The sequence below is a fragment of the Coleofasciculus sp. LEGE 07092 genome, assembly GCF_015207375.1.
In the GTDB taxonomy this organism is placed as follows: Bacteria; Cyanobacteriota; Cyanobacteriia; order Cyanobacteriales; family Coleofasciculaceae; genus LEGE-07092.
In genome coordinates, this window is sequence record NZ_JADEWY010000042.1 from 21,397 (window position 1) to 46,577 (window position 25,181).

General features: G+C 46.5%; 23 protein-coding genes, 1 tRNA gene and 1 pseudogene. 10 read left to right on the top strand and 15 right to left on the bottom strand.

Annotation, left to right across the window (positions count from 1 at the left end):
* Positions 1-28: 28 nt before the first annotated feature.
* Positions 29-1,411: a P-loop NTPase fold protein gene (locus IQ257_RS12505; RefSeq protein ID WP_193873557.1), complete on the bottom strand. Its 1,383-nt coding sequence runs from the start codon at positions 1,409-1,411 to the stop codon at positions 29-31.
* A gap of 260 nt (positions 1,412-1,671) precedes the next feature.
* Here IQ257_RS12505 and IQ257_RS12510 point away from each other — a divergent pair, with 260 nt between their 5' ends.
* Entirely contained in the window at positions 1,672-3,783 is a 2,112-nt protein-coding gene (locus IQ257_RS12510) for a TIGR00300 family protein (protein ID WP_193873558.1), read from the top strand.
* 65 nt (positions 3,784-3,848) lie between these two features.
* Here IQ257_RS12510 and IQ257_RS12515 read toward each other — a convergent pair whose 3' ends face one another.
* The 3 genes from IQ257_RS12515 to IQ257_RS12525 all read right to left on the bottom strand — a co-directional run bounded on the left by IQ257_RS12515 (position 3,849) and on the right by IQ257_RS12525 (position 6,302).
* Positions 3,849-4,091, bottom strand: a complete 243-nt coding sequence (locus IQ257_RS12515) for a hypothetical protein (protein WP_193873559.1) — start codon at positions 4,089-4,091, stop codon at positions 3,849-3,851.
* A 501-nt stretch (positions 4,092-4,592) separates the two neighbouring features.
* Positions 4,593-5,174, bottom strand: a complete 582-nt coding sequence (locus IQ257_RS12520) for a chorismate--pyruvate lyase family protein (RefSeq protein WP_193873560.1) — start codon at positions 5,172-5,174, stop codon at positions 4,593-4,595.
* Positions 5,175-5,396: 222 nt separating this feature from the next.
* Positions 5,397-6,302, bottom strand: coding sequence for an S-layer homology domain-containing protein (locus tag IQ257_RS12525; protein ID WP_193873561.1), 906 nt, complete (start codon positions 6,300-6,302; stop codon positions 5,397-5,399).
* Between the two features lie 219 nt (positions 6,303-6,521).
* Between IQ257_RS12525 and IQ257_RS12530 the strand changes: the two genes are divergently transcribed.
* On the top strand, positions 6,522-6,827 hold the full coding sequence (locus IQ257_RS12530; RefSeq protein WP_193873562.1) for a hypothetical protein: 306 nt from the start codon (positions 6,522-6,524) through the stop codon (positions 6,825-6,827).
* Positions 6,828-6,835: 8 nt separating this feature from the next.
* Here IQ257_RS12530 and IQ257_RS12535 read toward each other — a convergent pair.
* Positions 6,836-7,774: pseudogene (locus IQ257_RS12535) on the bottom strand (ISAzo13-like element transposase-related protein).
* Positions 7,698-8,033: a hypothetical protein gene (locus IQ257_RS12545; protein ID WP_193933056.1), complete on the bottom strand. Its 336-nt coding sequence runs from the start codon at positions 8,031-8,033 to the stop codon at positions 7,698-7,700. Before IQ257_RS12545 ends, IQ257_RS12535 begins: the two are co-directional and overlap by 77 nt.
* Positions 8,034-8,356: 323 nt before the next feature.
* Between IQ257_RS12545 and IQ257_RS12550 the strand changes: the two genes are divergently transcribed.
* Positions 8,357-8,599 (top strand): helix-turn-helix transcriptional regulator, encoded by a 243-nt coding sequence (locus IQ257_RS12550; protein WP_193873565.1) that lies wholly within the window; start codon positions 8,357-8,359, stop codon positions 8,597-8,599.
* Between the two features lie 196 nt (positions 8,600-8,795).
* Here the strand turns inward: IQ257_RS12550 and IQ257_RS12555 are convergent.
* The 3 genes from IQ257_RS12555 to IQ257_RS12565 all read right to left on the bottom strand — a co-directional run bounded on the left by IQ257_RS12555 (position 8,796) and on the right by IQ257_RS12565 (position 12,190).
* Positions 8,796-8,877 (bottom strand) — tRNA-Leu (locus tag IQ257_RS12555).
* A gap of 114 nt (positions 8,878-8,991) precedes the next feature.
* Positions 8,992-11,241: a PAS domain S-box protein gene (locus IQ257_RS12560; protein WP_193873566.1), complete on the bottom strand. Its 2,250-nt coding sequence runs from the start codon at positions 11,239-11,241 to the stop codon at positions 8,992-8,994.
* A gap of 250 nt (positions 11,242-11,491) precedes the next feature.
* A complete protein-coding gene (locus tag IQ257_RS12565; protein WP_193873567.1) occupies positions 11,492-12,190 on the bottom strand; it encodes a pirin family protein in 699 nt (232 codons plus the stop codon).
* A 257-nt stretch (positions 12,191-12,447) separates the two neighbouring features.
* On the opposite strand from IQ257_RS12565, the gene IQ257_RS12570 reads away from it, so the two are divergent.
* The 3 genes from IQ257_RS12570 to IQ257_RS12580 all read left to right on the top strand — a co-directional run bounded on the left by IQ257_RS12570 (position 12,448) and on the right by IQ257_RS12580 (position 14,346).
* Entirely contained in the window at positions 12,448-12,813 is a 366-nt protein-coding gene (locus IQ257_RS12570; protein ID WP_193873568.1) for a winged helix-turn-helix transcriptional regulator, read from the top strand.
* 287 nt (positions 12,814-13,100) lie between these two features.
* Positions 13,101-13,808, top strand: coding sequence for a ParA family protein (locus tag IQ257_RS12575; RefSeq protein ID WP_193873569.1), 708 nt, complete (start codon positions 13,101-13,103; stop codon positions 13,806-13,808).
* On the top strand, positions 13,732-14,346 hold the full coding sequence (locus IQ257_RS12580; protein WP_193873570.1) for a hypothetical protein: 615 nt from the start codon (positions 13,732-13,734) through the stop codon (positions 14,344-14,346). Before IQ257_RS12575 ends, IQ257_RS12580 begins: the two co-directional genes overlap by 77 nt.
* Before the next feature lie 95 nt (positions 14,347-14,441).
* Here the strand turns inward: IQ257_RS12580 and ilvN are convergent, their stop codons facing one another.
* Positions 14,442-14,960, bottom strand: a complete 519-nt coding sequence (gene ilvN, locus IQ257_RS12585) for an acetolactate synthase small subunit (RefSeq protein ID WP_193873571.1) — start codon at positions 14,958-14,960, stop codon at positions 14,442-14,444.
* A gap of 360 nt (positions 14,961-15,320) precedes the next feature.
* On the opposite strand from ilvN, the gene IQ257_RS12590 reads away from it, so the two are divergent.
* The 3 genes from IQ257_RS12590 to IQ257_RS12600 all read left to right on the top strand — a co-directional run bounded on the left by IQ257_RS12590 (position 15,321) and on the right by IQ257_RS12600 (position 19,484).
* A complete protein-coding gene (locus tag IQ257_RS12590) occupies positions 15,321-18,128 on the top strand; it encodes a valine--tRNA ligase (protein ID WP_193873572.1) in 2,808 nt (935 codons plus the stop codon).
* A 64-nt stretch (positions 18,129-18,192) separates the two neighbouring features.
* Positions 18,193-18,777, top strand: coding sequence for a hypothetical protein (locus tag IQ257_RS12595; RefSeq protein ID WP_228060662.1), 585 nt, complete (start codon positions 18,193-18,195; stop codon positions 18,775-18,777).
* 392 nt (positions 18,778-19,169) lie between these two features.
* Complete coding sequence (locus IQ257_RS12600) at positions 19,170-19,484, top strand: hypothetical protein (RefSeq protein WP_193873573.1); 315 nt, start codon at positions 19,170-19,172, stop codon at positions 19,482-19,484.
* Here IQ257_RS12600 and IQ257_RS12605 read toward each other — a convergent pair whose 3' ends face one another.
* From IQ257_RS12605 to remA, 5 genes are all read right to left on the bottom strand, one after another.
* Positions 19,485-20,441, bottom strand: a complete 957-nt coding sequence (locus IQ257_RS12605) for a cation diffusion facilitator family transporter (RefSeq protein WP_193873574.1) — start codon at positions 20,439-20,441, stop codon at positions 19,485-19,487.
* A 193-nt stretch (positions 20,442-20,634) separates the two neighbouring features.
* Positions 20,635-21,774, bottom strand: coding sequence for a ferrochelatase (locus tag IQ257_RS12610; protein ID WP_193873575.1), 1,140 nt, complete (start codon positions 21,772-21,774; stop codon positions 20,635-20,637).
* Between the two features lie 214 nt (positions 21,775-21,988).
* Positions 21,989-22,963, bottom strand: a complete 975-nt coding sequence (locus IQ257_RS12615) for a diguanylate cyclase (RefSeq protein ID WP_193873576.1) — start codon at positions 22,961-22,963, stop codon at positions 21,989-21,991.
* A 310-nt stretch (positions 22,964-23,273) separates the two neighbouring features.
* Complete coding sequence (gene gmk / locus IQ257_RS12620; RefSeq protein WP_193873577.1) at positions 23,274-23,825, bottom strand: guanylate kinase; 552 nt, start codon at positions 23,823-23,825, stop codon at positions 23,274-23,276.
* 19 nt (positions 23,826-23,844) lie between these two features.
* Complete coding sequence (gene remA, locus IQ257_RS12625) at positions 23,845-24,111, bottom strand: extracellular matrix/biofilm regulator RemA (protein WP_193873578.1); 267 nt, start codon at positions 24,109-24,111, stop codon at positions 23,845-23,847.
* 232 nt (positions 24,112-24,343) lie between these two features.
* On the opposite strand from remA, the gene IQ257_RS12630 reads away from it, so the two are divergent.
* Positions 24,344-25,181 (top strand): Rqc2 family fibronectin-binding protein (locus IQ257_RS12630; RefSeq protein ID WP_193933057.1); only part of this gene is annotated, 838 nt, incomplete at its 3' end.

Consider the following 25,181-nt stretch of genomic DNA (forward strand, 5'->3'; position numbering starts at 1 on the left):
TACCCTCTTCAAAAGGTGAGTGGCTAACTTAATGATTACACTCCTGCCAAGACTTAAATTTTTCTGACTCAGCCAAAACGGGGTTGATACCAAACCAGCATCCCTGCTCATCTCGATACTCAAATAACCATAGAGTTCGCCACAGGGTTTGGTACTCTTGCTCTTCTGAGACGTTTTGTTGTTGGATGACTTGAAACAGCAGTTCCCACTCATTATTATCAATGGGTAAGAGCAAGCGATCGCGGTCTTGCCTAATCATCTTTTCCAGCAAATGACGCGACAATGGCGGATCTTGTTCTCGTAAACAGCCATAGAGCAACCCTAGCAAATTCCGCACATGACCTCCACTGACTCGGCAGAGACGGTCTAATGTTGCAGGACTGTCAAATAAATCGGTAATGGAGTGCAGGCGTTGATTGGCATCTACTTCCGGAAATGCCCTCGCTAGCACCATCTGTCGCAGCAGTGCTATTCCGGGTTCGTAGTCCCTGCCGTCTCGCCGTTGTACTGATACCATGGGCAGTACTTGAGGAGGTATCCCACCGCCCAAGCGATTTTTCAGCGTTTCGCTCTCATTCGAGAACATCAGCGATAGGGGAATAGTGTACACCACATGGCAGTTGAGTCTGCGTAATTGTTCACCCCGGTCAATAAACAAATACTCTGGCAACGAGCGTTTCGCTATTTTGAGTCGAGCATCTACTCGATCCAAATTATCGACAATGACGACAAGTCCTCTTTTACCCTGTTGCTTCAGGTTTTCTATGGCGGGTTTGAGCAGTTCTTCATTGATGGCTTGCAAAAGAGAATTAGTTTGAGGCTCCAGATATTGCCGTAAACGACTGCGCAGCCTAGCGCTATCTTTGGTTTTAGCTGTAATCTTGCCAATACCCGCAGCTAGTGAAAACTCAGCATTTCCCTGATTGGTGACTGTCAGATTGCCCAATCCCGGAAAAGAGGCTTCGGCTGTTACTTCTGTTGATTTAACCAACTCGGCTGCTTCTTTCAGTAACGCTTTGAAGCCACGGGGTTGTAAATGTATTTTTTGCTGCTCCAAGCTAGCACTCACTTGCCGAGCGATCGCTAACAAAATATCACTAATATCCACATCCCCCATATCCAAGTCTTGGGTAGACTCGAAATAAACCACATGAAAACCCCGTTCGCTTAATTCAGCTTTTAGCCGCAATAAATCTGTAGATTTTCCACAACCAATATGACCTGTAAAAAGTTGGCAGGTCGGTGTATCCGGCGAGAGACGAGTAATTGTGCGATTCAATGCCTCAATCATCTTGCCACCGCGCACCGTCGAAAAATCGATATAGTAGGGGCGGTCTGCCGGATTACCCATATCGATAGTTTTGCTGGGATTACACGCTTCAAAAAACCGCTCAAAATTATCGATTGCCATAATAATTCCTGATCAATGCCCTGCTTCAATATTCAGTCAGATTGAACTGGATTCCGTATATTTTTGATGTAACTGTCAATGTAGATCACCCCTATCCCTTATTGCTTTGCTCAGGATACTTCTATTGTCAAACCCAAACGCTAAAGTTGGATACTTGCCCGTCAAAATCAGATAGGATAGAAAATTGGTCTGTTTTGACTGCCAAGCCTACGGTCAATAGAAATCTCTTGTAGGCATCTACCTAAAATTTTTCATTCATTATGACTGATTCGATTCGCTTTCTGATGTGTGCTCCCGACCACTACGACGTAGATTATGTGATTAATCCCTGGATGGAAGGGAACATTCACAAATCCTCGCGCGATCGCGCCGTTGAGCAGTGGTACAAGCTGCATCACATCCTCAAAGATCGCAGCCTCGTTGACTTAGTTGAACCCCAACAGGGTTGGCCCGACATGGTATTTACTGCCAATGCCGGTTTAGTTCTGGGTAAAACCGTTGTTCTCAGTCGTTTCCTGCACAAAGAACGTCAGGGTGAAGAACCTTACTTTAAACAATGGTTTGAAGATCACGGCTATACCGTCTACGAACTGCCCAAAGACTTACCCTTTGAAGGTGCTGGCGATGCCTTACTCGACCGGGAAGGGCGCTGGTTGTGGGCGGGATATGGTTTCCGCTCGGAACTCGATTCTCATCCCTATCTGGCAAAATGGCTCGACATTGAAGTCGTATCGCTGCGACTAACCGATGAGCGGTTCTATCACCTAGATACCTGCTTCTGCCCTCTGACAGGCGGCTATTTACTCTACTACCCTGGTGCGTTCGACGCCTACTCCAACCGCTTGATCGAGATGCGGGTGCTGCCAGAAAAACGGATTGCGATTGAAGAAGCCGATGCGGTAAACTTCGCTTGCAATGCAGTCAATATCGACCGAGTGATCGTGATGAACAAAGCCAGCGATCGCCTCAATCAACGCTTTGCTGACGCTGGCTTTGAAGTCGTTGAGACGCCCCTCACAGAATTTCTGAAAGCAGGGGGGGCTGCTAAATGCCTAACCCTGCGCGTTACTGAGCCAGTCCGTACCGAAGTCCATGCCAATGTCCTAGTTGAAAGCCGCACCATGCGCATGGAAGGGCATCTGTTAGACTCCGGGCTCATCAGCCGCGCTTTAGATTTGATTGTGGAAAATGGCGGTAGTTTTCAGGTTCTCAATTTTAATCTGGGAGAACAACGGCAGAGTACCTCAAGCGCTGAGGTGAAGGTATCGGCTCCTTCCCATGATGTGATGGAAGAGATCGTCAGCCAGCTTATCGATCTGGGGGCTGTCGCTACTCCTCAAGACGTCTGCGATATTAACGTGGAAGCTGTTACTCAAGAGGGTGTGGCTCCCGATGATTTTTACGTTACGACGATTTATCCGACAGAGGTGCGGGTGAATGGTGAGTGGGTGAAAGTGGAAAACCAGCGCATGGATGGGGCGATCGCTGTCTCTGATACTCCCAAGGGTTCCGTAGCTCAATGCAAACTGCTACGGGATCTAAAAGCCGGTGAACAGGTAATCGTCGGTGTTGAAGGAATTCGCACGGTACGCAAGACGGAATCTAGGACACAGCGCAGTAATCAGCAGGAATTCAGTTTCATGGGAGCCGGTGTCTCTAGCGAACGCCGTGTGGAATTAATTGTTGAGCAGATTGCCTGGGAAATGCGCCAAATCCGCGACCAAGGTGGTAAAGTACTCGTTACCGCCGGACCTGTGGTGATTCATACTGGGGGCGGTCAACACCTGTCGCGGCTGATTCGAGAGGGCTATGTACAAGGACTTTTAGGTGGGAATGCGATCGCCGTTCACGATATCGAGCAATCCCTGATGGGAACCTCTTTGGGGGTTGATATGCAACGGGGAGTCCCGGTGCGGGGCGGACACCGACACCACCTGAAAATTATTAACACCATCCGGCACTATGGCAGCATTGCTAAAGCGGTCGAGCACGGAGTCTTGACAAAAGGCGTGATGTATGAATGCGTGAAAAACAATGTGCCTTTTGCCTTAGCGGGTTCGATCCGCGATGATGGTCCTCTACCAGACACCCAGATGGATTTGATTAAAGCGCAGACTGAATATAGCAAGCTGTTAGAAGGGACTGATTTGATTTTGATGCTGTCTACAATGCTGCACTCCATTGGAGTTGGCAACATGACGCCGGCAGGGGTGAAGATGGTTTGTGTGGATATCAACCCAGCCGTGGTGACGAAATTAAGCGATCGCGGTTCTATCGAATCGGTTGGCGTCGTTACTGATGTCGGTTTGTTCCTGAGTTTGTTGCTACAGCAGTTGGAGAAGTTAACCAATCCTTACCAAGTATTGGCGTAGTAGTTTAGGGGGAAGGGGGATAAAATTTTTCCCAGCCCTTTCCCCTTTCACTTTTTTCTTGATGTTTAACTGGCAAGTTTCTGAGACTCATTAACCGTTTCATTAGAGCTGGAGACTAACACCCAGCCTGCTAATCTGAGTTTCTGATAGGTTGCCCAACCTTTGGAACCACCTGGGATGCGGTAATCGGGAACGGTGTATTGCGGAAAGGCTGTATAGGGACGCCAAGCTTCGTTTGGTGAAGTCCGCAGGTGCAAAATTTTTGCCTCGGTTGTACCAAACCGAAATAGCCAGCACATTTGTCGCATGGTAAAAAACTCCTTTTAGTCAATCCAATCGGGATCAGTTGAACTTAAAATTCAAAGCAAACTCTTTAACCGTTTTGAATTTTGAATTCGGAGTAGGGGTGCGGCTGTTCCCCGTGTTTACTTCTGACTCCATAACACACCTCTAAACGTTCAAGCAATCAACCATTTTCCAGATTTTGGTAAACTGGATGACACTATGGCTAGTACCATCGAAAATTTGAACTTAACCATATATAACGTTAGTTCACTTACGTGTTGTACGATAGGATACAAAAGTGCCTTTTCTTCAAAGTCCAGTTGTTGATTGACGACGAATGGGTCTGCTATCTCTGTACAGTCTGAGAAAGGTTACAGTACCCTTATGGGGTACTTTTTAACGAGCTAATTAATATAGATGGGTGTAGTTAAAAATTTTGTTAGCTTTTGTAATAAACAAAAAAATGTGTAAGGGCATGGCATATGTCACCATATAGAGACGTTCCCTACAACATCTCTACAGCGTCAGAAGTTGTTAATAAAATAGCTCTCCGGAAATTTTTCGGTAATCATCATCACGGCTTGACGATTTGAAAAAACGAGATAAGTTCGTGATAGTAAATTTTCTGAAGATTTGATATTAAAATGGTAGGCTAAATCATTAGCAGGTTCTTTTGCAGAATCGATAATCTCCTTAAAAGTTTCAACTCGTTGCTCTAGCCAAATTTTTCCAATGGGTGTTTTAGTTTGAAGCAGGGCATATCGGAAGCTTTCGTTCAGTCTTTCAGGAACAATAATCGACTCGGCGTAAATGTAGTTTTTTCGACTTATTTTTCCCTGTAAAAGTATTTTTCTTTCAATGACTTCTGTCCCTTCTTTTAACCCTATTACTGAAATGTTATCTGAAAGCTTATTAAGTTGTTCGGATAGCTTATCTATTTTAATTTGTTCAAACAAATAGGCTTCTAATATATCCGTTACCGTACCATCTGTTGTTAATAAAATTCTCTGAAATGTGCTTAAGGTCGAAGGATTGATATGACTGCGCGTAAAGGATTCCTGAAGGTCATCTCTCATAAGGTATTCGTCTGTCAGTGCTTTTGTCATGATAAAAACGTAGGATGAGCGTTGGGTTGTTGACACTTCTTGCCGTTTCGGGATTCAGTCTCTGGCGGTGAAAAATTAAGAACTGTATAGTTATATTACACAATATTACTCCATGGTCAAAGTGCTACATTGACGCAAAACTCTGATCAATGTATCATTTCACGACCCTTGCTCCTCTCAGAGGGGTTGGAATTTAGTCGATCTAAAAGGTGCAACAAACATTCACTGCTGTAAGGCTTGATAAATCATGGCGGCAACCTCAGCACGGGTGGCAGGTTTGCTTGGAACTAGCAATTCTCCATTACGGTAGCCAGTCACTAAACCAGCAGCTTTAGCAGCGGCAATTTTAGCGATCGCGTAATCGGGTACTTGCTCCCCATCCTTGAAAGACTGTAAGCTTTTCTCTGGCGTCGATGGCGGTTTAAGATTTAGTGCTGTGACGAGAGCAACCAAAACCTCAGCGCGGGAGACGGGTTGGTTGGGGCGGAAGCGGTTATCTGAATATCCTTTTAAAATACCGGTTTGAAAGACTTCTGCAATAGCATCACTTGCCCAGTAGTTGGGGGGCAAGTCCTCAAAATCGACAGGGTTTTGTTTATTTTTGCGGTCGAATGCTTTTTGCAGCATAGCGGCTAACTCCCCCCGCGTGGCGAAGCGCTCAGGTTCAAAGGTGCCATCGGGAAAGCCAACCACAACATTACGTTTGGCAAGGGAGGCGATCGCAGGATTTGCCCAAAAGTTATTGGGAACATCGGAAAATTCAACAGATGAGGTAGGAGGGGTGGGAGATGGTTTTTTTTTGCGTGTTAGCAATTTAGACAGTCTGGGGATGGCTAGAGTCGGGCTGCGAGGGGAAGGTGACTTGGGCGCAGTCGGGATTGGATTGGAAATGACTGGAGAAGATTCGGGCGCAGTTGGGGTTGGTTTGGGTGTTGATAGTGCCTCTGGAGTTTGGTTAGGTTGAGGCGAGGGTGGCAAAAATTGCAAGTTTTTTAGAGTCCAACCCTGATCTTGTTTGTTCTGCACCCAATATCCAATACTGCTGATAGCGGTAAAGGCGACAAAAATTGCCATCCACTCATCAATATTGAGGGGAGATGGCGGTTCGGGCGGGGAGGAATTTGACATAGCGATCGCTTCTACAAAAGAGCTATACCCTTTTACACAATCTGAGTGATCGCGTCTGGACGGTTGAGTTTAGAATCCTAATATCAAGGAAAGGGAGTAGGGAGTGGATGTTTCTCTCCTTACGCAACCCTCGCTGCAACTGGGTATAACCTGAGATAGGTGATAGTAGGGGGAGCTTGGCGTTAGCATAACAGTCAGTTTCTAGTTGAGGGCAAAAAAATGGGAAGCATGAGGCATGGGGTATCCGAAAAAACCGCAAAGCTTGCGCTGGAACACGCTGAAAAGGTAGAGAAACATGGAAAACAGGTAGAGGAAAGGGGAAAGTCTTTACAAGAAAAAGAGTATCTTCGCAAGGAACACGGACAGATAATCGAAGAGGATGGCAAAACTATACAAACGTTAGCGAAAGCTTTTCAGGAAAATGCTAAAACTGTCCAGAATACGCAGGGTGAAGCATCCTACCAAGCCTATGAATCAGCAGTAGACAATCACATCAAAGCTACTAAGGGAATTGCAAGAAAATAACCTCCCAATCAAGCGGGAACAATTGTGATATCCCATTTAGGTAATGTTTCAGAACGTTGCCAGAAGGGTTGGTACTGTTCTAGGGCTGCGCCCAGAACCTTGATGCCTTTTGCATAGGTGGTTTCAACCCGATGTACAATTGGCGCAACTCCCTTCCAAGACATATTGGAAGCCCAGTGTAGAGCAACTTCAACTGAATCTAGAATCGCCCCATTCCAATAGTTTTCTAGCGCCGCCCAACACCGTTCAATGGGATTGTATTTGCTGTGGTACGGAGGGTAGTAAATCAACCGGATGGTTAAACCAATCGTTTGGGACAGTTCGACCATCCGTTTGATAAATTGGGTGCGGTTAGAACGGGTGGCAGACCCTCCATCGAGGTCAATCACTAATTCATCTAGATGGGAGTAATGGGGTTGATTGTCACTCCACCAAGCCGCTAAACAATCAACGATAAAATCACTGGTTTCAGCCGATTGACCCAAGTAAATCGAGAGTTGGTCTGTCTGGGTATTGAGAATCCCAAACGGAACTAAGACGTTCTGCCACTCTGTATCATGGTCATCTGCCTGCTTGGCTTCCAGGGTACGGGCTTTGCCTCCGCGTGAGAGGTTCCCAATCTTGACCTTGGCTTTAGTATCAATAGACACTCGTAATGAGTTAGGATTGTCGTCCGATGCTTGATTGTGTTGGAACACATTTTCAAAAATAGCATCGGGAAAGAGGAATCTTTTTCAACGGTTTCGTTTTTTGTGTTTTTTTAGGCGATACCCCATGCGATTGAGAATCTCACCCATGGTCTGGCGAGTGGGCAGCTCGCTTTGCTGGTAGCCCATTTTACTCATCAGTGCTTCTCGCACCGCTCTGGCACTAATGCGGGTATAGAGCAGGGGAGATTGCAATGAAAGGATCTGCCTGGGCTTGAGCATCCACCAGGGAATGCACATCTGCTTCTAAGTTGGGTAAGAGTGTTTCACTTTTGTGTCGTCCCCTTGCCTGATAGTTGTCCACACAGACAATCCCTGTTTGCCGTTCATGCAACCCCAGTTGGACGCTGTGACGATACCAGCCTAAAACGGTTTCTGCTTTACGGGCTGAACCCTCGAAGTAGTCTTCGGTGACTTTTGCCATGAAGGCTCGTTTTCGGTTGCCCGTCAGTTTCGTGGCTGCATCTTTGATGGTAGATTTAATCGAGTCGCTTAGCATTATTCTGGAGATTCCCAGGGTAGAGATGGATAGCACAAGCAGGTTGCTCTTTTCTTCCTATATCTTCTAGGATGACTGGGAGCTTATTTCTCCGCAAGCCCCTAAAGTCCTCTGAAGAGGACTAAAAGATTGCAGCACAAGAAATTCAGTCCACTTAAGTGGACTTTCGCTATGAGCCAAGAGTTTAAACTCTTGGCTGACTTGCTTGGTGTGAGAAACTACCCATAGAGAGACAGGGAAACAGGAAGTATAGGGACTTCCCAAAGTGTTTCCCCGTTATTTTTGTGGCTTCAAAAGTGACCGAGTGTCACTCAACAAGTAAAATGGTAGACGATCAAAACTCAGAACGCAACCCAGAATTGCCAATTCTTAAGGAAGTCAGAGAGCGACTGGGAATGACTCAGGAGCAAATAGCCGATTGTTTGGGAATATCGCGCAGAACCGTCATCCGCCACGAAGCAGGCGAACGAGTGATAAAACTGAACTTTGCTCAAATCCGACGATTAAAAGAACTGCTAGAGCAGGCAGGAATGTCAATCGATGACTTACCCACCGACATCGACTGAGGCAGTATCAATTCATCTCAGTCTTAAGAGGAGGTTACAGCTAGGAAGGGAGGGCGTGCGTGAAGCGTAGCTGTCCAGCGGAGCATAACGCGCCATTACCCCTATTTGTGGTGTAGCTCCGTAAGTCCTCAACAGGCATCCCCTTAGGAAGAAAGCGCTTAGGGACTTGTGGAAAAATACAATACTAGTTCTCAAATGCGGACGAAAGGACTTGAACCTTCACACCTTGCGGTACTAGAACCTAAATCTAGCGCGTCTGCCAATTCCGCCACGTCCGCGACTTTCCCAGATTGCTATCATAGCAAATCTTCATCCACTTAGTAAGCTGAAAATGGGGAATAAGGAATGGGGAATGGAGATGAGTATCTTTACCCATTCCTGAATCGCTCCTTTCAACTCCCCACAGGTTGTTGCTTCAAGGGTAAAGTCACAGTAAAGGTTGTACCCACACCGACTTGACTTTCTACGCCAATTGTGGCTCCTTCTAAGTCCACGCATTGCTTAACCATATACAATCCCAAGCCACTCCCAGCAATTGCACCGACATTGCTGCCACGATGGAACGCTTTAAATAGTAATCGTTGGTCTTTTTCAGGAATGCCAATACCAAAATCTTGGATACGAAAAACGGCTTGTTCTCTTGGGCATACCAGCTCAAACTGAATCTTGCTGCCCTCTGGTGAATACTGCATGGCATTGAGCAGCAAATTCGTCAGAATTCGCCGCAACACCTTTTCATCGTACATCCCAGAACGCTGACATTGACTGACAAAGGTAATCTGATGATGGGAAAAGGTACTTTGTTGCAACTCATGGACTAATTCATTGCAAAACGCCGTCAAATCAATCCAGGTGGGATTTAGCCGCAATTCACCGATTTCTATTTTTTTAACCAACAGCAGGTCATTCAGAAGCTGATTAATTCGTTTGGCATCAATTTGAATGCGCTGGAGGTAATGACTTTTTTGTTCATTATTCCCTTCCAGATGATTACTCTCAAGGACTTTGGCGTAAGAAAAAATGCTATTGAGCGGATTGCGCAGTTCCTGAGTGACAGCCGAGGTAAACTTAGCAAAGTGAGATTTGAGCGCATTAAACTCTGCTTCCTTCGCTAAAGCTTCACTGGCTGCTACTGCTGCTTGCTTCTCCTGGGTGATGTCTTTAAAGGTAACAACCACCGCTGCGTCGTTGCCATTCGTATTGCTGAGGCGGGTTATCTTATATTCATAATCCCTCACCCCTTCTACTGTCGTCAAACTCGCTTCATCAGTAATGAACTGTCCAATTGTCAGCACCGTCTCTTGTTGAGCATCCAGCCGTTCGGCGATTTGGGCAGACAGATTGAGTTCTTGCCAGGTTTTCCCAATCAAATCCCCTTGTGCCAATCCCAATGCTTTTGCGGCTGTCGGGTTCACATAGATATATTTCCCAGAGCGATCGCAGATAAAGAAAAAATCGCTGGAGTTCGATAGAATCTCATTCAGCAGTTTTCCCATCTGCTCGACGGAGATATCTGAATTTTGGCTAAGTTTCTCTGGTGGTGGCTTTGCCGTAGAAGCCTGCTCTTTTTGACTGGCTTCTAACTGTTTAAGCGCTTGCTGCTTAATGTCCTGCTGCTGTTTGATAACCGCCTGTTGTGCGGCTTTAATTTGCTTTTGCTCGGTAATATTCTCGAAGATACAAGTAGCACAGGTTGGCTCGGCATCTGTACCGGACACTAAGGCAACAGTCAAGCGTCCCCACTCAACCGATGCCTCTGGCTTATCCAGATGCTTTTCTACCTGGTAAGAGGAGCGTTGTCCTGTCAGCAGTTGATGAAACATTGCCGACTCCACTCCTGGTTTATCCAAGTTCATCAACTTAGGAAAAAATGTCTGCAACGCTTCGGAGTCACAACCAACCATTTCTCGTAACATCTGGTTGCTATTGATAACGCGCCCCTGACTGTCCAAAATGGCAATACCAATCGCTGCCCGTTCAACCATAGAACAGAAAAGGTTTTTGCTCTGCTGTTCAGTTGACTCGCGGTGCCGTGTGGCAGGCAAGTCTTCGAGTCGCCAGCGTAACCCCACCACTTGATTTGAGGAATTTTGAATCGGTGCTACTCTAAACGACGCTAGGCAAGAGTCACCGCCACGCGGCTGAATCTGGACGTGCCAATTCGTAATAGATTCGCCCTGTTGCAATTGACTCAACTTATAGTAAAAGTCTCGGCGTTCTTGGGTTGCGACAAAAACGACTAATGATGTACCAACCAAAAGCTCTGGGGAAACGTTCAGCAATCGAGCTGCTGCTTGGTTCGCTTCTACAATTGTCGCATCAAGATCTGTTACCAGATAACCGTCTGGGGCAAAATTAAAAAGTTCTTGGTAGCGTTGGCGTTCTGCTTCTAGCGTCCTGCGACTTTCGACGAGCTGTTCATTTTGCTGGTGTAGTTCCCCAGCAGCAAATTGCAACTCTTGCAGGGAGTGAGACAGTTCTGTCAAACTCTCCATTAGAAGTTTTTGTGGCTGAGTGGAAAACTCCTCAGAAGATTGAGACGGCTCTCCGGGCAGCTTCAGCAATTCCTGTGCATTCTGCCAGAGCGCTTCTACCCGTCTGAGGGATAGTGTAATCTGTTGGTTAAACGTTTCTTCGGTCATTGTCTGCTCATAAATAGTTGCACCCTTCTAAACACCATATTCTCTAATTTTCATCCTGAGTTGTGCTGCTGAACTCTTCAAAGCGCTCTGGTCGCGAAATTTATCTTATAGCATATTTTGTGTAAATTGGCTGCAATCACTAATACAATATGGCGTGCAAAAAAAATCCCCTTGTCTCTTGGCTGAAGAGTTGAGGGGAAGGGGGAAGTATTATTCCAGCCCTGTGAAGGTGACTCAGTTATGAGCCAGTTCATGGGAGATCGAATAGTAGTATCTCAGCATCTTCTGTTGCTGCGATCGCTAAATCCGTTTCGTCGCTAATCGCTGCGCCATGCCCTTGTTCGAGGGATAAGCCATTTAGCGTCACAGCACCGCGAGCAACCTGTACCCAGGCATGGCGTTGGGGTTGTAGGGAATGAGAAATGCGATCGCCTTTTAGAAGAATTGCAGCATACAAATTCACATCCTGATGGACAGTAACAGCTCCATCTCTACCATCGGGTGCTGCAATTAAGCGCAGTTGACCAGGATTTTTTGCTAATCCAAAATTGTGCTGTTCATAGCTTGGCGAAATTCCCGTAGTTTTCGGCAACAGCCAAATTTGCAACAAGTGAACAGATTCGCTTTGGGAGTGGTTGAACTCGCTGTGCAAGATACCCGTGCCAGCACTCATCCGCTGGACATCGCCGGGATAAATCACTGAACCATTCCCGATATTGTCTTTGTGTTCTAGCGCTCCTTCAAGGACGTAGGTGATAATTTCCATATCGCGATGTCCGTGGGTACCGAAACCTTTGCCGGGACTGACTCGATCTTCATTAATCACCCGTAGGCTGCGAAATCCCATATAGTTTGGGTCATAATAGTTGGCAAAGGAAAAGGTATGGTAAGTATCTAGCCAACCGTGATTGGCGTGTCCTCGTTCTTGAGCTTTGCGAAGTTTAATCATATTAGTCCTCAGTTACATCTATTGATCATTAGTCATTAGTCATTAGTCATTAGTCATTAATTTTTACAGAGGACAAATGACCCATTAAAGTTTGCTGTGATTCCCATCACAATAAGGGGGATTACTGGTATGTTTGCAGTTGCAAGTAGCTTTCAACCTTTATTTGTTTTTCTTTTTCGTATAGTTCTACTTTATACCCTTTACAGCTATTATGATAAGTATGTACTTTAAAGTAAGGTAATATCCAAAAAGATACTATGGAAGTCAAAGCAACCGTCAGCGAGAGAGCAAGTTGTCCTGTGGAAAGAACTCTAGAGGTAATAGGCGGACGATGGAAAGTCTTAATTCTGCGGGAATTATTTCCAGGTGTGAAACGTTTTGGTCAGTTGCACCGAGCCTTGAACGGAATTACCCAAAAAATGCTGACCCAACAACTGCGGGAAATGGAAGCTGATGGAATTGTTTACCGAGAAGTGTATCCGCAAGTGCCGCCGAAAGTTGAGTATTCCCTGACGCCATTAGGAGAGAGTTTGAAACCCATCATTGATGCCATGCACCAATGGGGAGTTATGCATCTAGATCGAGATAGCAAAAAACGTCCATTCAATTCCCTCAAGGGCTGAAGAGGTCACACTTTATGACAATCCCTGCTACAGGCTCCGCTTCCCCTGCCTAGTTTCGCAGTCGCGCCGACTCTTGCTTTTGCTCCCATAGACTGGCATTCTAATTAATAGAGGAAAATTAGTGCAATTCACTATCTACAGCTAGCCCCGGAAGTCCATTCAAGCCAAGGGTCGAAAAATCGGGTTTTAAGAAAAGGATAAGCGATGCAAAGCAAAGCTTTATGGTTTTTGTGTGAGTAAACGTTACAAACTAGCACCAAGTTTTTCGGAAATAATGTGGATTTATCGTGCCAAGCATAATCGCTATCATTAATGGTAAAGGAGGCGTTGGCAAAACAACTACCTCAATCAATTTAGCCGCAGCTCTTTCAGATACAAAACGAGTCCTGTTGGTTGATGCCGATCCTCAAGGTTCGGCAACGTGGTGGGCAGAACGAACTGAAGGTGGCATGGGTTTTGACCTTGCTCAAGAAACAAATCCCGAACTCTTGAGCCGTTTGCAGAAAATCCAAGGCTACGAGTTAGCGGTGGTGGATACTCCGCCAGCACTCCGTTCGGAAGCTTTAGCCGCAGTTGTGGCGATCGCCGATTACATCGTTTTGCCGACACCACCCGCGCCCATGGACTTGGCTGTGCTGATTGAAACCGTGCGCAAAGCAATTGCCCCGCAGAAAACTACCTATCGGGTGTTACTAACGCGGGTAGACTCCCGCAGTATCAGAGAAGCGCTGGAAGCTCAAACCACGCTTCGGGAACTAGGAGTCCCAGCATTCCATGCGTTTATACGGACTTATAAAGCTCACGAACGAGCCGCACTTCAGGGCGTACCCATTACTCAATGGCGAGGTGAAAATGCCCGTGAAGCTCAGTCAGACTATCGCCGCGTGATAGACGAATTACAGCGTGATTGGGGGATAAATGACAAAGAAACGTTTGACAGACCTGCTGCGGGAAGAGGTAGAAAAGTTAGCAGAACCCGACGAGGAAAACAATGAAACCTCTGGCGAACAAGATTTAGAGCAGGATACTGAAGCAGTGGAGAAACCAACAATGACTACACAAAGCAAATCGAATGCTAGACGCTCCGCTCCGACCAAGGCTGAGTTGGAAGCAACGGTAACAGAGTTGAGAGCGGCACTGGAAGAAACTCAACATCAGGATACAACGCTGATCGAGTTAAAAGAGGCTTTAGAAGAAGCCAATCAACGAGAAGCCTCTCTACAGCAACAAATTACCGACCTGCAAGCTAATTTAGAACAGCAGAAAGACTCAGTTGAGAAACTGCAACAACAACTCAAGACAATTGAGGGGTTGAAAGCCGAATTTGAGCAAGCCAAAAAAGCAGCGGTTCAACTAGCCCAAGCCAACGAACGGCTAACTCAGGAAATTAACACCCTGACAAAACAAAACAAAGAAGATAAGACAAATAGGCAAATAAAGCAAATGCAGCCGCAGCAACAGACCATAGGAAGACCCATTCAAAAAGATAGTGAGAAGCCCGCTGATTTTGCTAAAAAGGCTTGGTTGCTCTAAATTAATACGATTGGGTATCGAACCGTCCTCCCAACGATAAAGCGCTGGAGGTTCTCTCAATACAACCCCTCCAGCGCTTCAGGAACAAGCAAAACCTAAACTTTCGCCTCCAAAGACTTGAGATACTCCGTATTAACCCCCGACTCCCGGACGAGAGCAATTTTGCCAGTCCGGGCAATCTCGCGGATACCGAATCGACTCAATACCTGCACAATCGCTACCATTTTCCCCGGATCACCCGCAACCTCCAGCGTCAGTGACTCCTCGGCAATATCAACTACCCGCGCCCGAAATACCTGAGCTAGTTCAATAATCTCTGATCGCGTTGAGCTAGTGCCATTGACCTTAATCAGCATCAACTCTCTCTCTACACAAGGGGTTGTAGTGATATCCTGGACTTTGATTACATTAATCAGCTTGTAGAGTTGCTTGGTAAGCTGCTCGATCGAACGGTCATCTCCCGGCACTACCATCGTAATCCGAGAAATACCAACCTGTTCAGCCGGACCAACAGCCAGACTTTCAATATTAAAACCTCGACGGGCAAATAGACCGGCAATTCGAGTCAGAACCCCAGCTTCATCTTCAACCAGAACCGAAAGGGTGTGTTTCATCAGCTAGAACCAATGGAGCGTACACTCGCATCCCTAATAATTTGTTGTTTTAGGATTAAACCTCTATATTATCGCGGTGTACAGTCATAACAAAATCACTTAACCAATTTGTAACGAATCCCCCCCCATTAGGGATAATGTTTAATTCCTCCAGTAAATACAGGCTCGTAGCGATAGGTAACAAGTTCAAACAGTATTACTGATTTAAACTCTGACTATTAGTAAATCTATTTAACTACCGAGGTTAATGTGGGAGTGCGATTGTCGCAAAGTCCCAGCTATCAAAAGCGGCAACAGCGCTAATCTCAAAACTCCCTTGTTTGATATGGCACAATTTTAGGTAAAATTAGACCCTAAAGAATGACTGCAACCAATCCCACCCTACAAACTAAATACGACCCAACCACCACTGAAGCCAAATGGCAGAAGTTCTGGGAAAAGCATCAAGTCTTTCAAGCCCACCCAGAACAAGGCGGTGAACCCTACTGTATCGTCATTCCGCCGCCCAATGTCACGGGTAGCTTGCATATGGGTCATGCCTTCGAGAGTGCCTTAATCGATACCCTCGTCCGCTACCAGCGTATGAAAGGGTGCAATACCCTCTGGCTACCGGGCACCGACCATGCCAGTATTGCGGTATCAACGATTCTCGACAAGCAATTAAAAGCAGAAGGCAAAACTCGCAACGACTTGGGACGCGAGAACTATCTCACTCGCGCTTGGCAGTGGAAGAAAGAATCTGGCGGTACAATTGTCAATCAGTTGCGGCACTTGGGCGTCTCGGTGGATTGGTCGCGGGAACGCTTCACCCTGGATGAAGGCTTATCCAAAGCTGTGCTAGAAGCCTTTGCCCGACTCTACGAAGAAGGACTGATTTACCGGGGCGAATACATGGTGAACTGGTGTCCCGCATCGCAGTCCGCCGTCTCGGATTTGGAGGTAGAGAATAAAGAAGTTGAGGGGCATCTGTGGCACTTCCGCTATCCCCTCACCGACGGCAGCGGTTTTGTAGAAGTGGCAACTACCCGACCTGAAACCATGTTGGGTGATACTGCCGTTGCCGTGAACCCTCAGGACGAACGCTACCAGCACCTTATTGGTAAGACCCTAACCCTACCCATTATGGGGCGAGAAATCCCGATTATTGGGGATGAGTTGGTTGACCCCAGCTTCGGGACAGGTTGCGTGAAAGTAACTCCGGCACACGATCCCAACGACTTTCAAATGGGTCAACGGCACAACCTGCCCTTTATCAACATTATGAATAAGGACGGCACCTTAAACGAAAAGGCGGGTTCTTTCCAAGGACAAGACCGATTTGACGCCCGCAAGAGTGTCGTCAAACGCTTAGAAGAAGAGGGCTTCCTCGTCAAAGTAGAAGATTACAAGCATACCGTCCCTTATAGCGATCGCGCGAAAGTCCCCGTCGAACCCCTCCTCTCAACCCAATGGTTTGTCAAAATTCGCCCCCTAGCTGATAAAGCCCTAGAATTCCTCGACCAGCACAACTCCCCCGAAATCGTCCCCAAACGCTGGCGTAAAGTCTACCGAGATTGGTTGGTGAAATTAGAAGACTGGTGCATTTCTCGCCAGTTGTGGTGGGGACACCAAATTCCTGCCTGGTATGCCGTCAGCGAAACCGATGGAGAAATTAAGGACAACACGCCTTTTTTTGTTGCCCATAACGAAGAAGAAGCTCTAGAAAAAGCTAAATCACAATTTGGCGAAACTGTCAAGCTTCAACAAGACCCCGACGTTCTCGATACCTGGTTTTCTTCCGGCTTGTGGCCCTTCTCTACCTTAGGCTGGCCCCACGAGACAGTTGACTACCAGACCTATTACCCCACCACCACCTTAGTAACAGGCTTTGATATCATCTTCTTCTGGGTTGCTCGAATGACGATGATGGCAGGACATTTCACAGGTCAAATGCCCTTTAAAACGGTTTACATTCATGGTTTGGTGCGAGATGAGAACAATAAGAAAATGTCGAAGTCAGCCAACAATGGCATCGACCCCTTAATCCTGATTGACAAGTACGGCACTGATGCCCTGCGCTATACCCTAATTAAGGAAGTAGCAGGGGCAGGTCAAGATATTCGCTTAGAATACAACCGCAAAACCGATGAATCGGTATCAGTGGAAGCATCGCGCAACTTTGCTAATAAGTTGTGGAATGCTGCCCGATTTGTGATGATGAATTTGGAGGGGAAGACGCCCGAGCAGTTGGGTTCTCCACTAGCAGGAGAAATTGAGGCGTTGGAATTGTGCGATCGCTGGATTCTTTCCCGCTTCTACCAAGTCGTCCATCAAACTCGTGCATACCTCGATACCTACGGGTTGGGAGAAGCGGCTAAGGGACTCTACGACTTCATTTGGGGTGACTTCTGTGACTGGTACATCGAACTGGTTAAATCCCGACTGCGCCAAGAAGCAACCTCAGCTTCACGGATTGTTGCTCAAAAAACCCTCGCCCATGTCTTAGAGGGTATCCTGAAACTTCTCCATCCGTTCATGCCTCACATCACCGAAGAAATTTGGCACACACTCACACAAAAAGCTGAGGATGAAGACGTTTTAGCGCTGCAACCCTATCCAAAAGTGCCTAGCGCTGAGACTGAAGCAGCAGAAACACCCCATCCCTCATCTGTTACATCTGTTACCCCATCCGTTGCCACCCCCATCAATCCGGAACTGGAGCAGCGATTCGAGCTGCTGATTGATACAATCGGCACCATTCGCAACCTCCGAGCTGAGGCAGATATCAAGCGAGGGACAAAGGTACCGATTATTCTGCAAAGTGAGAATTCTGACGAACGTCAAATTCTGGAAGCAGGTCGGTCTTACATTCAAGACTTAGCCGAGGTAGAAACTTTAACGATTACTTCAGCATTGGAGCAAGAACTCAAAACAACGATGGCAGGTGTTATCGGTACTATCCAAGCCCTGATTCCCCTCGCTGGTATTGTGGATGTAGACGCTCTCCGCGCTAAGTTAGAAAAGGATTTAGGCAAAGTAGAAGCGGAAATCCAATCCCTTTCTGCTCGTCTGGCTAATCCGAAATTTGTCAGCAAAGCTCCAGCAGAAGTCGTGCAGGGTGCGAAGGATGCTTTAGCAGAGGCACAAAAGCAGGCGGAGATTTTGCGCGATCGCCTCAATCGGCTCTAAAGAGGCAGCTTTTTTGCTTCTCAAGCAGGGTTTCTAATCACTAACCAACAACAACTGACAGGCAATGCTACACTTGGCCCAAGTGCAAAACAACGAGAGTGTAGGCGGGACAAAACTTCAATTGCTCGCCCGCCAAAACTCTGAAAATTCCTGGGCAATCATTAACCCAGAAAGCATTCCGCTGCCTAATGCCAACTCCCTGAGCGAAGGCTTGTTGGTGTTGGTAGATCTTTCTGAAACTCAAGAGGTTCTAGATATTCAGTCTGCCAAAGATTGGGTATTGGATTTCGTGCAGAAGTACCTAGCCCATGGAATTACTCCAAGTTTCTTGGAAGAAGAAGCAGCTCGTAGCGAACAGTGGCGGCAAGACTTGACGCTGCAAAGCCAGGACTTGACTCGCCAGCGAGCTGAAATGGAAGCGCGTCGAGAAAATATTCAAACCCTCGAAAGCGAATTGATACCCGAACGGCAGCAACTTGAAGAGCAAGAAGCCCAATTTAAGGCTAGGGAAGAAAAATTAATACAGCAACAGCAACAACTTGAAGAGCAAGAAGCTAAATTGAAAGCTAAGGAAGAAGAGTTAATACAGCAACACCAGCAACTTGAAGAGAAAGAAGCTAAACTGAAGGCTAATGCAAATCTAGAGTGATAGATATACTAAAGATGAGATGGTTAACCCCTTCTACCTTATCATTCCCCGATTTAAGACGGCATCTATGCACTCTGAGTTAGAACTTGGTACTACTGAGTGACCCATAGAAAGCCAAAATTCATGCTTGGGATATAGCTACCAATCTATTCCCAGGTAGAGTCGCTCAGATGATCGAAACAGCTATCTTGGTAGTAGAGTCTCTTAAAATAGATCAGCCAATTCCTCCCTGATGTGCTAATTTTCCCTGGCTTGACTTTAACTCATAGAAAGGAAATCCGGTTCACCTGTTGATTGTATCATGGGCAATACCCTGATTTGAAGCAATTTAAGTAGGTTAGCACAATTAAACCCTCTTCATTTAAGCTCCCTATAGTAAGGTGGAATTTAAGATGAACACTGAAAAAACTCAAGCATTTAGACATCAAAATTATACTGTTAGCCCACTAACAACAGGTTCCTATTGCGATCGCTACTCTGACCCAAAAGCTTTAGAACATCCCATCCAAGACGAAAACAGCACTGTTCGCAAGCCTAGCAAAACCGCGAGAAGGTTCCTTTTGGGAATGACGATCACCGTTATCCTTACTCTTTTAGTTGCCACTATCGTGTTACTGGTGCAAGCCAAACAGCCATCATCAGTACCCAGTGGAATAATTCCGGTTTATGAAATTTACTCTAGCGCCCTGTCATTGATAAAGAACTAGTTAATCATCAAGATGATCACTTTTGCCGTTAGCTTCTGACTTTAGCGTTGAACGGTGCCAATTTACCGCTTCCCGAAAGTCATCATCAATATAAAAAGTTACTTGAACGGAACCGTAACGTTCTTGGAGCATTCCTTTTATTCGCTCAACAATCAACGTTGTAACTCCAGCAAACTCCGGGTGTATGACCAGGTGCATCTGAATGTACACCAATCGTCCGATAATCCCCCGCGACTGAATTTTGTAGCAGTGAGTAACACCCCCGACTTGGTGAGCAATTTGAGCAAGAACTTCAGGAGCGATCGCTGTTTGCTGAACTAAGAGGGGTAACTGCCAGCTAATCACTTGCCAACAACTACCAGCCGCCAATAACACCAACAAAATTGCCAGCACCACATCTAGCCACACTAACCCCCACCACACTCCCAAAAGCCCACCTAATACCAAGAGTGTCAGCCAGACATCCTTTAATAGTTGACGGGAATTAAAGCGGAGGGCAGAATTACCCAAAACTTTGCCTTTATAAAGACTCAGAAGTGCCAAACCCAAGCTAGTTGCTACCACAACGCCCAATAGCTGTATTAAGGGCAAACTGACACGGATTGGAAACGGTAGGGGTTCTCCCTGAGTCGCGGTGGTTAACTGCTGACTCGACATAATCCACAAATTCAAACCCACAAAGCCTAAAAAGGCAATAAGCAGGAAGGTGATGAATGTTTCTCGCTTGCCATGACCATAAACTGAGCGTGCCATCGGGCGGTCATGGGCTGTCAGTTTTACCAAACTCAGAAGCATACTGAAACTGACGATCAGGGTGTGCAGGGACTCTGCCATCAGACTTAGCGATCGCGTTGCCCAAGCTGCTGAAACTTTAACGGATAGAACGAATAGCGTCAGCCAGAGAGTAGTAAATAAAATCAGACGACCTGCTTGGTCGCGATTTTGTCCTTCGGTCATAGTCTGAAGGTAGCAGATGGCATTTAGCTAACCGACTAAAGTCATAACTAGGATAGATGAAAGTGTCGAAATTGTTTGTCTCTAGGAAGAAGTCTATATAACTATACAACTGGATTTGGCAGGAAAGACGCCCTACCCCATCAAAGGAGCAGGGCGTGTATTTACAGTGCCAGACAATTACACTAGTTTTGAACTAATGATGGTGGTCGTGGTGGTGATGGTGGCTTGATGCCTGAACCGATGCCAATTGAGGATTGACGGCGATCGCAGTTTCCGCCAACAGTGCTTCAATATGAGAATTAGCCCAATCAGCCGCCATCTTTAGAAAATCAGGATGGTCATTGACACAAGCCATCTGAATGTAGGTAACATCAGGGTTGCGGTGCTGCAAGTCATGGATGATGTGGTGAACATCTAGCAGCGTTTCGTGATTTTCTGTAGCAAAGCCAATCGGCATAAACACGATCGCTGTGGCACCCAAATCGATTAAGTTCTTGGCAGCTAACTCAGCATTGGGCTGAGTCCACTTAATCAAGGGAGTCTGGTGATTGAGCCAGCCGACGGAAGTAAGGGGATATTTGTTAATTAACTTCTCCCGTACTCGCTCGTAGAGCGCTTCACTTTCCATGATGCCAGAGGTAAAACCTTTAGCTTCGTGGGGACAACCGTGGTTCATCAGCACGATGCCAATTTGGGAGGGCAGATGCGCTTGTGCTAAATCGGCGGCGACTTTCTCCTCAACCAGTTGGGCTGTTAAGTCAATGTAGTCGGGTTCGTTGTAGAAGGATGGGATGTAACGTTGTCCCTTGACCCAATGTTCGCTCCCTTCAGTCAACTTCGCCAGTGCTTTGTTCACTTGTTCGACCGCAATGCCGCTGGTGAAGATAGAATCAACGACGAGCAGGGGATAGATGAGCAATTTGTCAAAGCCCTGTGCTTGAATTTCAGCCAGTACTTGTTCCGGCAGAAAAGGAGCGCAGAAGTTAAAGGCTTTAAAGACTTGAACGCCATCGCCCCATTTTTCTTGCAGGTGTTGTTCAATACCCGCCCGTTGCTGCTCAAAAATTTTGTTGTGGGGTGAGATAAAGTTGTTGTGCTGATGTCCCCACTCGTGGAAATCAAAAATTGCCAGAATCTTCGCTAAGGGTGGATAGATCCAGGTTGGTACGGGCGCGAATTTAGCCGTGAGTAGATTTAAGGCTTGTTCATTGTAATTGGCAAAGTCTTCATAGCTTTCGACCTCACCGTAGCCCATGAGCAAAACGGCAACGCGATCGCTACCGCTAGTTTGCGGGGATGATACAGGTTGAAGTTTTTCAGGCGTGGCAACCACTTTGCTTTCCTATCGATAGATTGAACTTCAATAGCTGGAGTGCTTTGCCTTACCTTGACAAATGCACACCCACTAACCCTTAGCGTACCATCCCCTCTAGGGGGATGGGGGAGAGTCGGGAATCCGAAATAGGACAAAAGGCAGAGAAGTTCAGACGTTCAGGAGTTGAAAATCTCCACAATGCGATCGCAGCCTAAGCTATGCCACATTTAACTTAGATATGCAGCATTCTTAGTTCTTGAGACTGGTTGAGTGCTGTTTGAGCAGCTTGGATTATTTCTTTTGCCGTCGTGCCGTTTTCTGGGAAACTTGCTACTCCACAAGATATTGAAACTGAGCCGACAAGCTTACCTCTGTATTCGACAGATAGTTGCTCAATTGCCTGCCGCAGTTGTTCAGCTCGATTTTGGGTAACTGTCAGTGGCACGTCTGGCAACAGTAGCAGAAACTGTTGGCTTCCATAACGGCAAGCAATATCAGAAGCCCGAATTTTCTGGGGTAAGAACAAGCCTATCTCTCGGAGCAGGAAGTCGTTGGCAGCTTGATCCAAACTATTATTGAGGTGTTCAAAGTGATCGACTTCAAGCAAAATGATGCCTACAGACTGGGGGTGATGTTTTGACTTGTGGAGTTCTCGTTCCAGGGATTCTTCTAAGTAACGCCGATGGTAAAGTTTAGTAAGGGGGTCGCGGAAACTTTGGTTTTTAATGGTTTCCCGAAGTTTTAAGTTGACTAATGCTAATCCTGTATATTTAGCAACTTTTTCTGCCAGTTCCCTGATTCCGGCAATTTTTCCCCGCTTGTGAGAAGTGATTGATAACACTCCCACAGGCTCCCCATAAGCCATCATGGGTACACATAAGGTTTCGACAGACAGGGAATTTTTGCGGATATGTTGACAAAGTAAACAATGATGTGTATCTTCGGCTAAGTGAGCTTGCCCTCTTTTCAGGGCGAGACATTCGTTGGGAGTAAATATCGGATCACTACTTAAGGGCAACGAACCCCAAGTTGCGATCGCCTCTAGCAGATTTTTTGAGGAACTCATTATATAAATTGCACCAGCTTCGTTCGGAAAGAGTTGTTCCATCAGGGGTTCAATGGCTGTGCGAACCTCTTCCACAGAAAAACAGGATTGGAGTAGATCGATAAGTTGCTCCAGTACAGGGGGATTTATATTAATTTGCATTAGATTGCAATGATTTAGATTGAGCTTCGATACTTTAGCGATGCTCCCTGATACTAGTTCTTCAATACTGACATTACTCTTTACCAAAAGTCACCAGTAGATTACCAGTAGATTAACTGAAGGCTGAAGGATGAATTAATCCCTGCCCTTAAAAGCAAGGGCTTGTAATCAAAACGTAACCGAGTTTTTCATCCTCGGCTACACCCTCTTGGGTGAAAATCCTTCATCCTTGTCAGGTCAATTTTCAGGTAGCCTACTGTTTTATTACAGGCTCCGTTTATCCTCTTCTGGAAGAATTAAAAATTAATTTTTATCCAAAAATCGCTCCTTCAACCTTCACAAGCGCTTCATCCAAATCATCATTCACAATTTGCAAATCAAACTCATCAGCCGCCTCAATTTCAGCTTTGGCGTGTTCCAGGCGTCGGGCAATTGCTTCCTCACTATCCTTACCGCGACCGAGAATTCGCTGCTCTAATTCTTCTAAATTGGGAGGTAGGATAAAAATACGCAAGGCAGTAGGAAACGTTTTTTGGATTTGCCTTGCCCCAACCACTTCAATTTCTAATAGAACAGACTGCCCCAATTGAATTTGTTCCTCTACAGGAGTTCGGGGAGTTCCATAGTAATTCCCTGCATACTCAGCCCACTCTAGCAGCTCATTAGCTGCCACCATTTCCTTAAATTTCTCACGGCTGACAAAATAATAGTCTCTGCCGTCAACTTCCCCAGGGCGGGGTTGGCGAGTGGTCGCTGAAATAGACAGGTACAATTGAGGATAGCGTCGCAGGAGCGATCGCACTAATGTTCCCTTGCCCACGCCACTCGGACCGGTCAATACGATAAGTTTGCCTGTTTGCATTTTGCAGGTTCAGTAAGGCTTAATTATTGCTGCTACTCCCATCTTTGCCAATTACGAAGCGATGGGCAACCGTTTCCGGCTGAATGGCTGAGAGAATAACATGGCTAGAATCCGTGACAATCACAGCTCTAGTCCGACGCCCATAGGTCGCATCAATGAGCTGTCCGCGATCGCGGGCATCCGTAATGATACGCTTGATAGGAGCAGACTCTGGGGAGACAATCGCAACGACTCGGTTTGCCGACACGATGTTACCAAAACCGATATTGATCAGTTGAATGTCCATGGAGAGATAACGGCAGAGCCGCGCGAGGAGCGATTAAGAGGATTTAATTTCAATGTTATCCACAAAAATTGAGCCTTACAAGGCTAAATTGTACAGAACAACCTGATTTTAGGTTTTAAGCTCAAAAAGATTAGGTTTGCTAGCTGTCAATCGTAGTTTCGGGTCATTAGTTCTTCCTCAAGACAGAGGACAAACCCAAAAATAAGTAGTTACGTCTAAACAGGGCTTGGGTATGCAACTGGTTGATTTTACGACCCTCATCGCCGCTTGTGCTGAGATACGCGCTGAATGGATACCAGCACGTATCGAACAAGTTTATCAGCGCGATCGCTTTACTATCTCCCTCGCACTACGCACCCTCAACAGTCGCGGGTGGCTAACCCTATCCTGGCATCCCCAAGCCGCCAGGATTTGCATCAGTAACCCACCGCCCCGAACCCCCGATACCTTTACCTTCAGCGACCAACTGCGGCACCAGTTAAACGGTTTAGCCCTAGTCGCAATTGAAACAATTGCCCCATGGGAACGGGTATTAGATCTGCAATTTGCCCGCCGCCCTGGAGATCCGGCAATTTGGCACCTGTACGTGGAAGTTATCGGCAAATACAGTAACCTTATCCTCACAGGAGCCGATAATCTCATTGTCACAGCAGCTCATCAAGTGAGTGCTCAGCAATCCAGCGTCCGTCCCATTCAAACCGGTCAGCCCTACGAACCCCCTCCCGCCCTCATCGGCACGACTCCCAGCTTGAGCGAATCCCAAGAACGCTGGCAAGAACGAGTCAGTTTAGTTCCAGGAGCATTAGGGCGTCAGCTACTCAAGAGTTATCGAGGTTTAAGTCCGGCACTAGCACGTTCCATGGTGCAAGCCGCTGGATTAGAACCCGATCAATCAACCGAAAGTCTGGACGCATCCGACTGGCAGGGGCTGTTTCAACGCTGGCAAGAATGGCTGCAAGTTTTAGGAAATTGGGAATCAGGACAAGGGGACAAGGGGATAGAAAACCCGAATTTTCCAACACAACTTCCAGCCCACTCCCCATTACCTTGTCCCCCCATCACCCCACTCC

Excerpts from the sequence above, each read along its gene's own strand:
- IQ257_RS12505 (WP_193873557.1), bottom strand. The coding sequence starts at position 1,411 with ATGGCAATCGATAATTTTGAGCGGTTTTTTGAAGCGTGTAATCCCAGC.
- IQ257_RS12510 (WP_193873558.1), top strand. The coding sequence starts at position 1,672 with ATGACTGATTCGATTCGCTTTCTGATGTGTGCTCCCGACCACTACGAC.
- IQ257_RS12515 (WP_193873559.1), bottom strand. The coding sequence starts at position 4,091 with ATGCGACAAATGTGCTGGCTATTTCGGTTTGGTACAACCGAGGCAAAA.
- IQ257_RS12520 (WP_193873560.1), bottom strand. The coding sequence starts at position 5,174 with ATGACAAAAGCACTGACAGACGAATACCTTATGAGAGATGACCTTCAG.
- IQ257_RS12525 (WP_193873561.1), bottom strand. The coding sequence starts at position 6,302 with ATGTCAAATTCCTCCCCGCCCGAACCGCCATCTCCCCTCAATATTGAT.
- IQ257_RS12530 (WP_193873562.1), top strand. The coding sequence starts at position 6,522 with ATGGGAAGCATGAGGCATGGGGTATCCGAAAAAACCGCAAAGCTTGCG.
- IQ257_RS12545 (WP_193933056.1), bottom strand. The coding sequence starts at position 8,033 with ATGCTAAGCGACTCGATTAAATCTACCATCAAAGATGCAGCCACGAAA.
- IQ257_RS12550 (WP_193873565.1), top strand. The coding sequence starts at position 8,357 with ATGGTAGACGATCAAAACTCAGAACGCAACCCAGAATTGCCAATTCTT.
- IQ257_RS12560 (WP_193873566.1), bottom strand. The coding sequence starts at position 11,241 with ATGACCGAAGAAACGTTTAACCAACAGATTACACTATCCCTCAGACGG.
- IQ257_RS12565 (WP_193873567.1), bottom strand. The coding sequence starts at position 12,190 with ATGATTAAACTTCGCAAAGCTCAAGAACGAGGACACGCCAATCACGGT.
- IQ257_RS12570 (WP_193873568.1), top strand. The coding sequence starts at position 12,448 with ATGGAAGTCAAAGCAACCGTCAGCGAGAGAGCAAGTTGTCCTGTGGAA.
- IQ257_RS12580 (WP_193873570.1), top strand. The coding sequence starts at position 13,732 with ATGACAAAGAAACGTTTGACAGACCTGCTGCGGGAAGAGGTAGAAAAG.
- ilvN (WP_193873571.1), bottom strand. The coding sequence starts at position 14,960 with ATGAAACACACCCTTTCGGTTCTGGTTGAAGATGAAGCTGGGGTTCTG.
- IQ257_RS12590 (WP_193873572.1), top strand. The coding sequence starts at position 15,321 with ATGACTGCAACCAATCCCACCCTACAAACTAAATACGACCCAACCACC.
- IQ257_RS12595 (WP_228060662.1), top strand. The coding sequence starts at position 18,193 with ATGCTACACTTGGCCCAAGTGCAAAACAACGAGAGTGTAGGCGGGACA.
- IQ257_RS12600 (WP_193873573.1), top strand. The coding sequence starts at position 19,170 with ATGAACACTGAAAAAACTCAAGCATTTAGACATCAAAATTATACTGTT.
- IQ257_RS12605 (WP_193873574.1), bottom strand. The coding sequence starts at position 20,441 with ATGACCGAAGGACAAAATCGCGACCAAGCAGGTCGTCTGATTTTATTT.
- IQ257_RS12615 (WP_193873576.1), bottom strand. The coding sequence starts at position 22,963 with ATGCAAATTAATATAAATCCCCCTGTACTGGAGCAACTTATCGATCTA.
- gmk (WP_193873577.1), bottom strand. The coding sequence starts at position 23,825 with ATGCAAACAGGCAAACTTATCGTATTGACCGGTCCGAGTGGCGTGGGC.
- remA (WP_193873578.1), bottom strand. The coding sequence starts at position 24,111 with ATGGACATTCAACTGATCAATATCGGTTTTGGTAACATCGTGTCGGCA.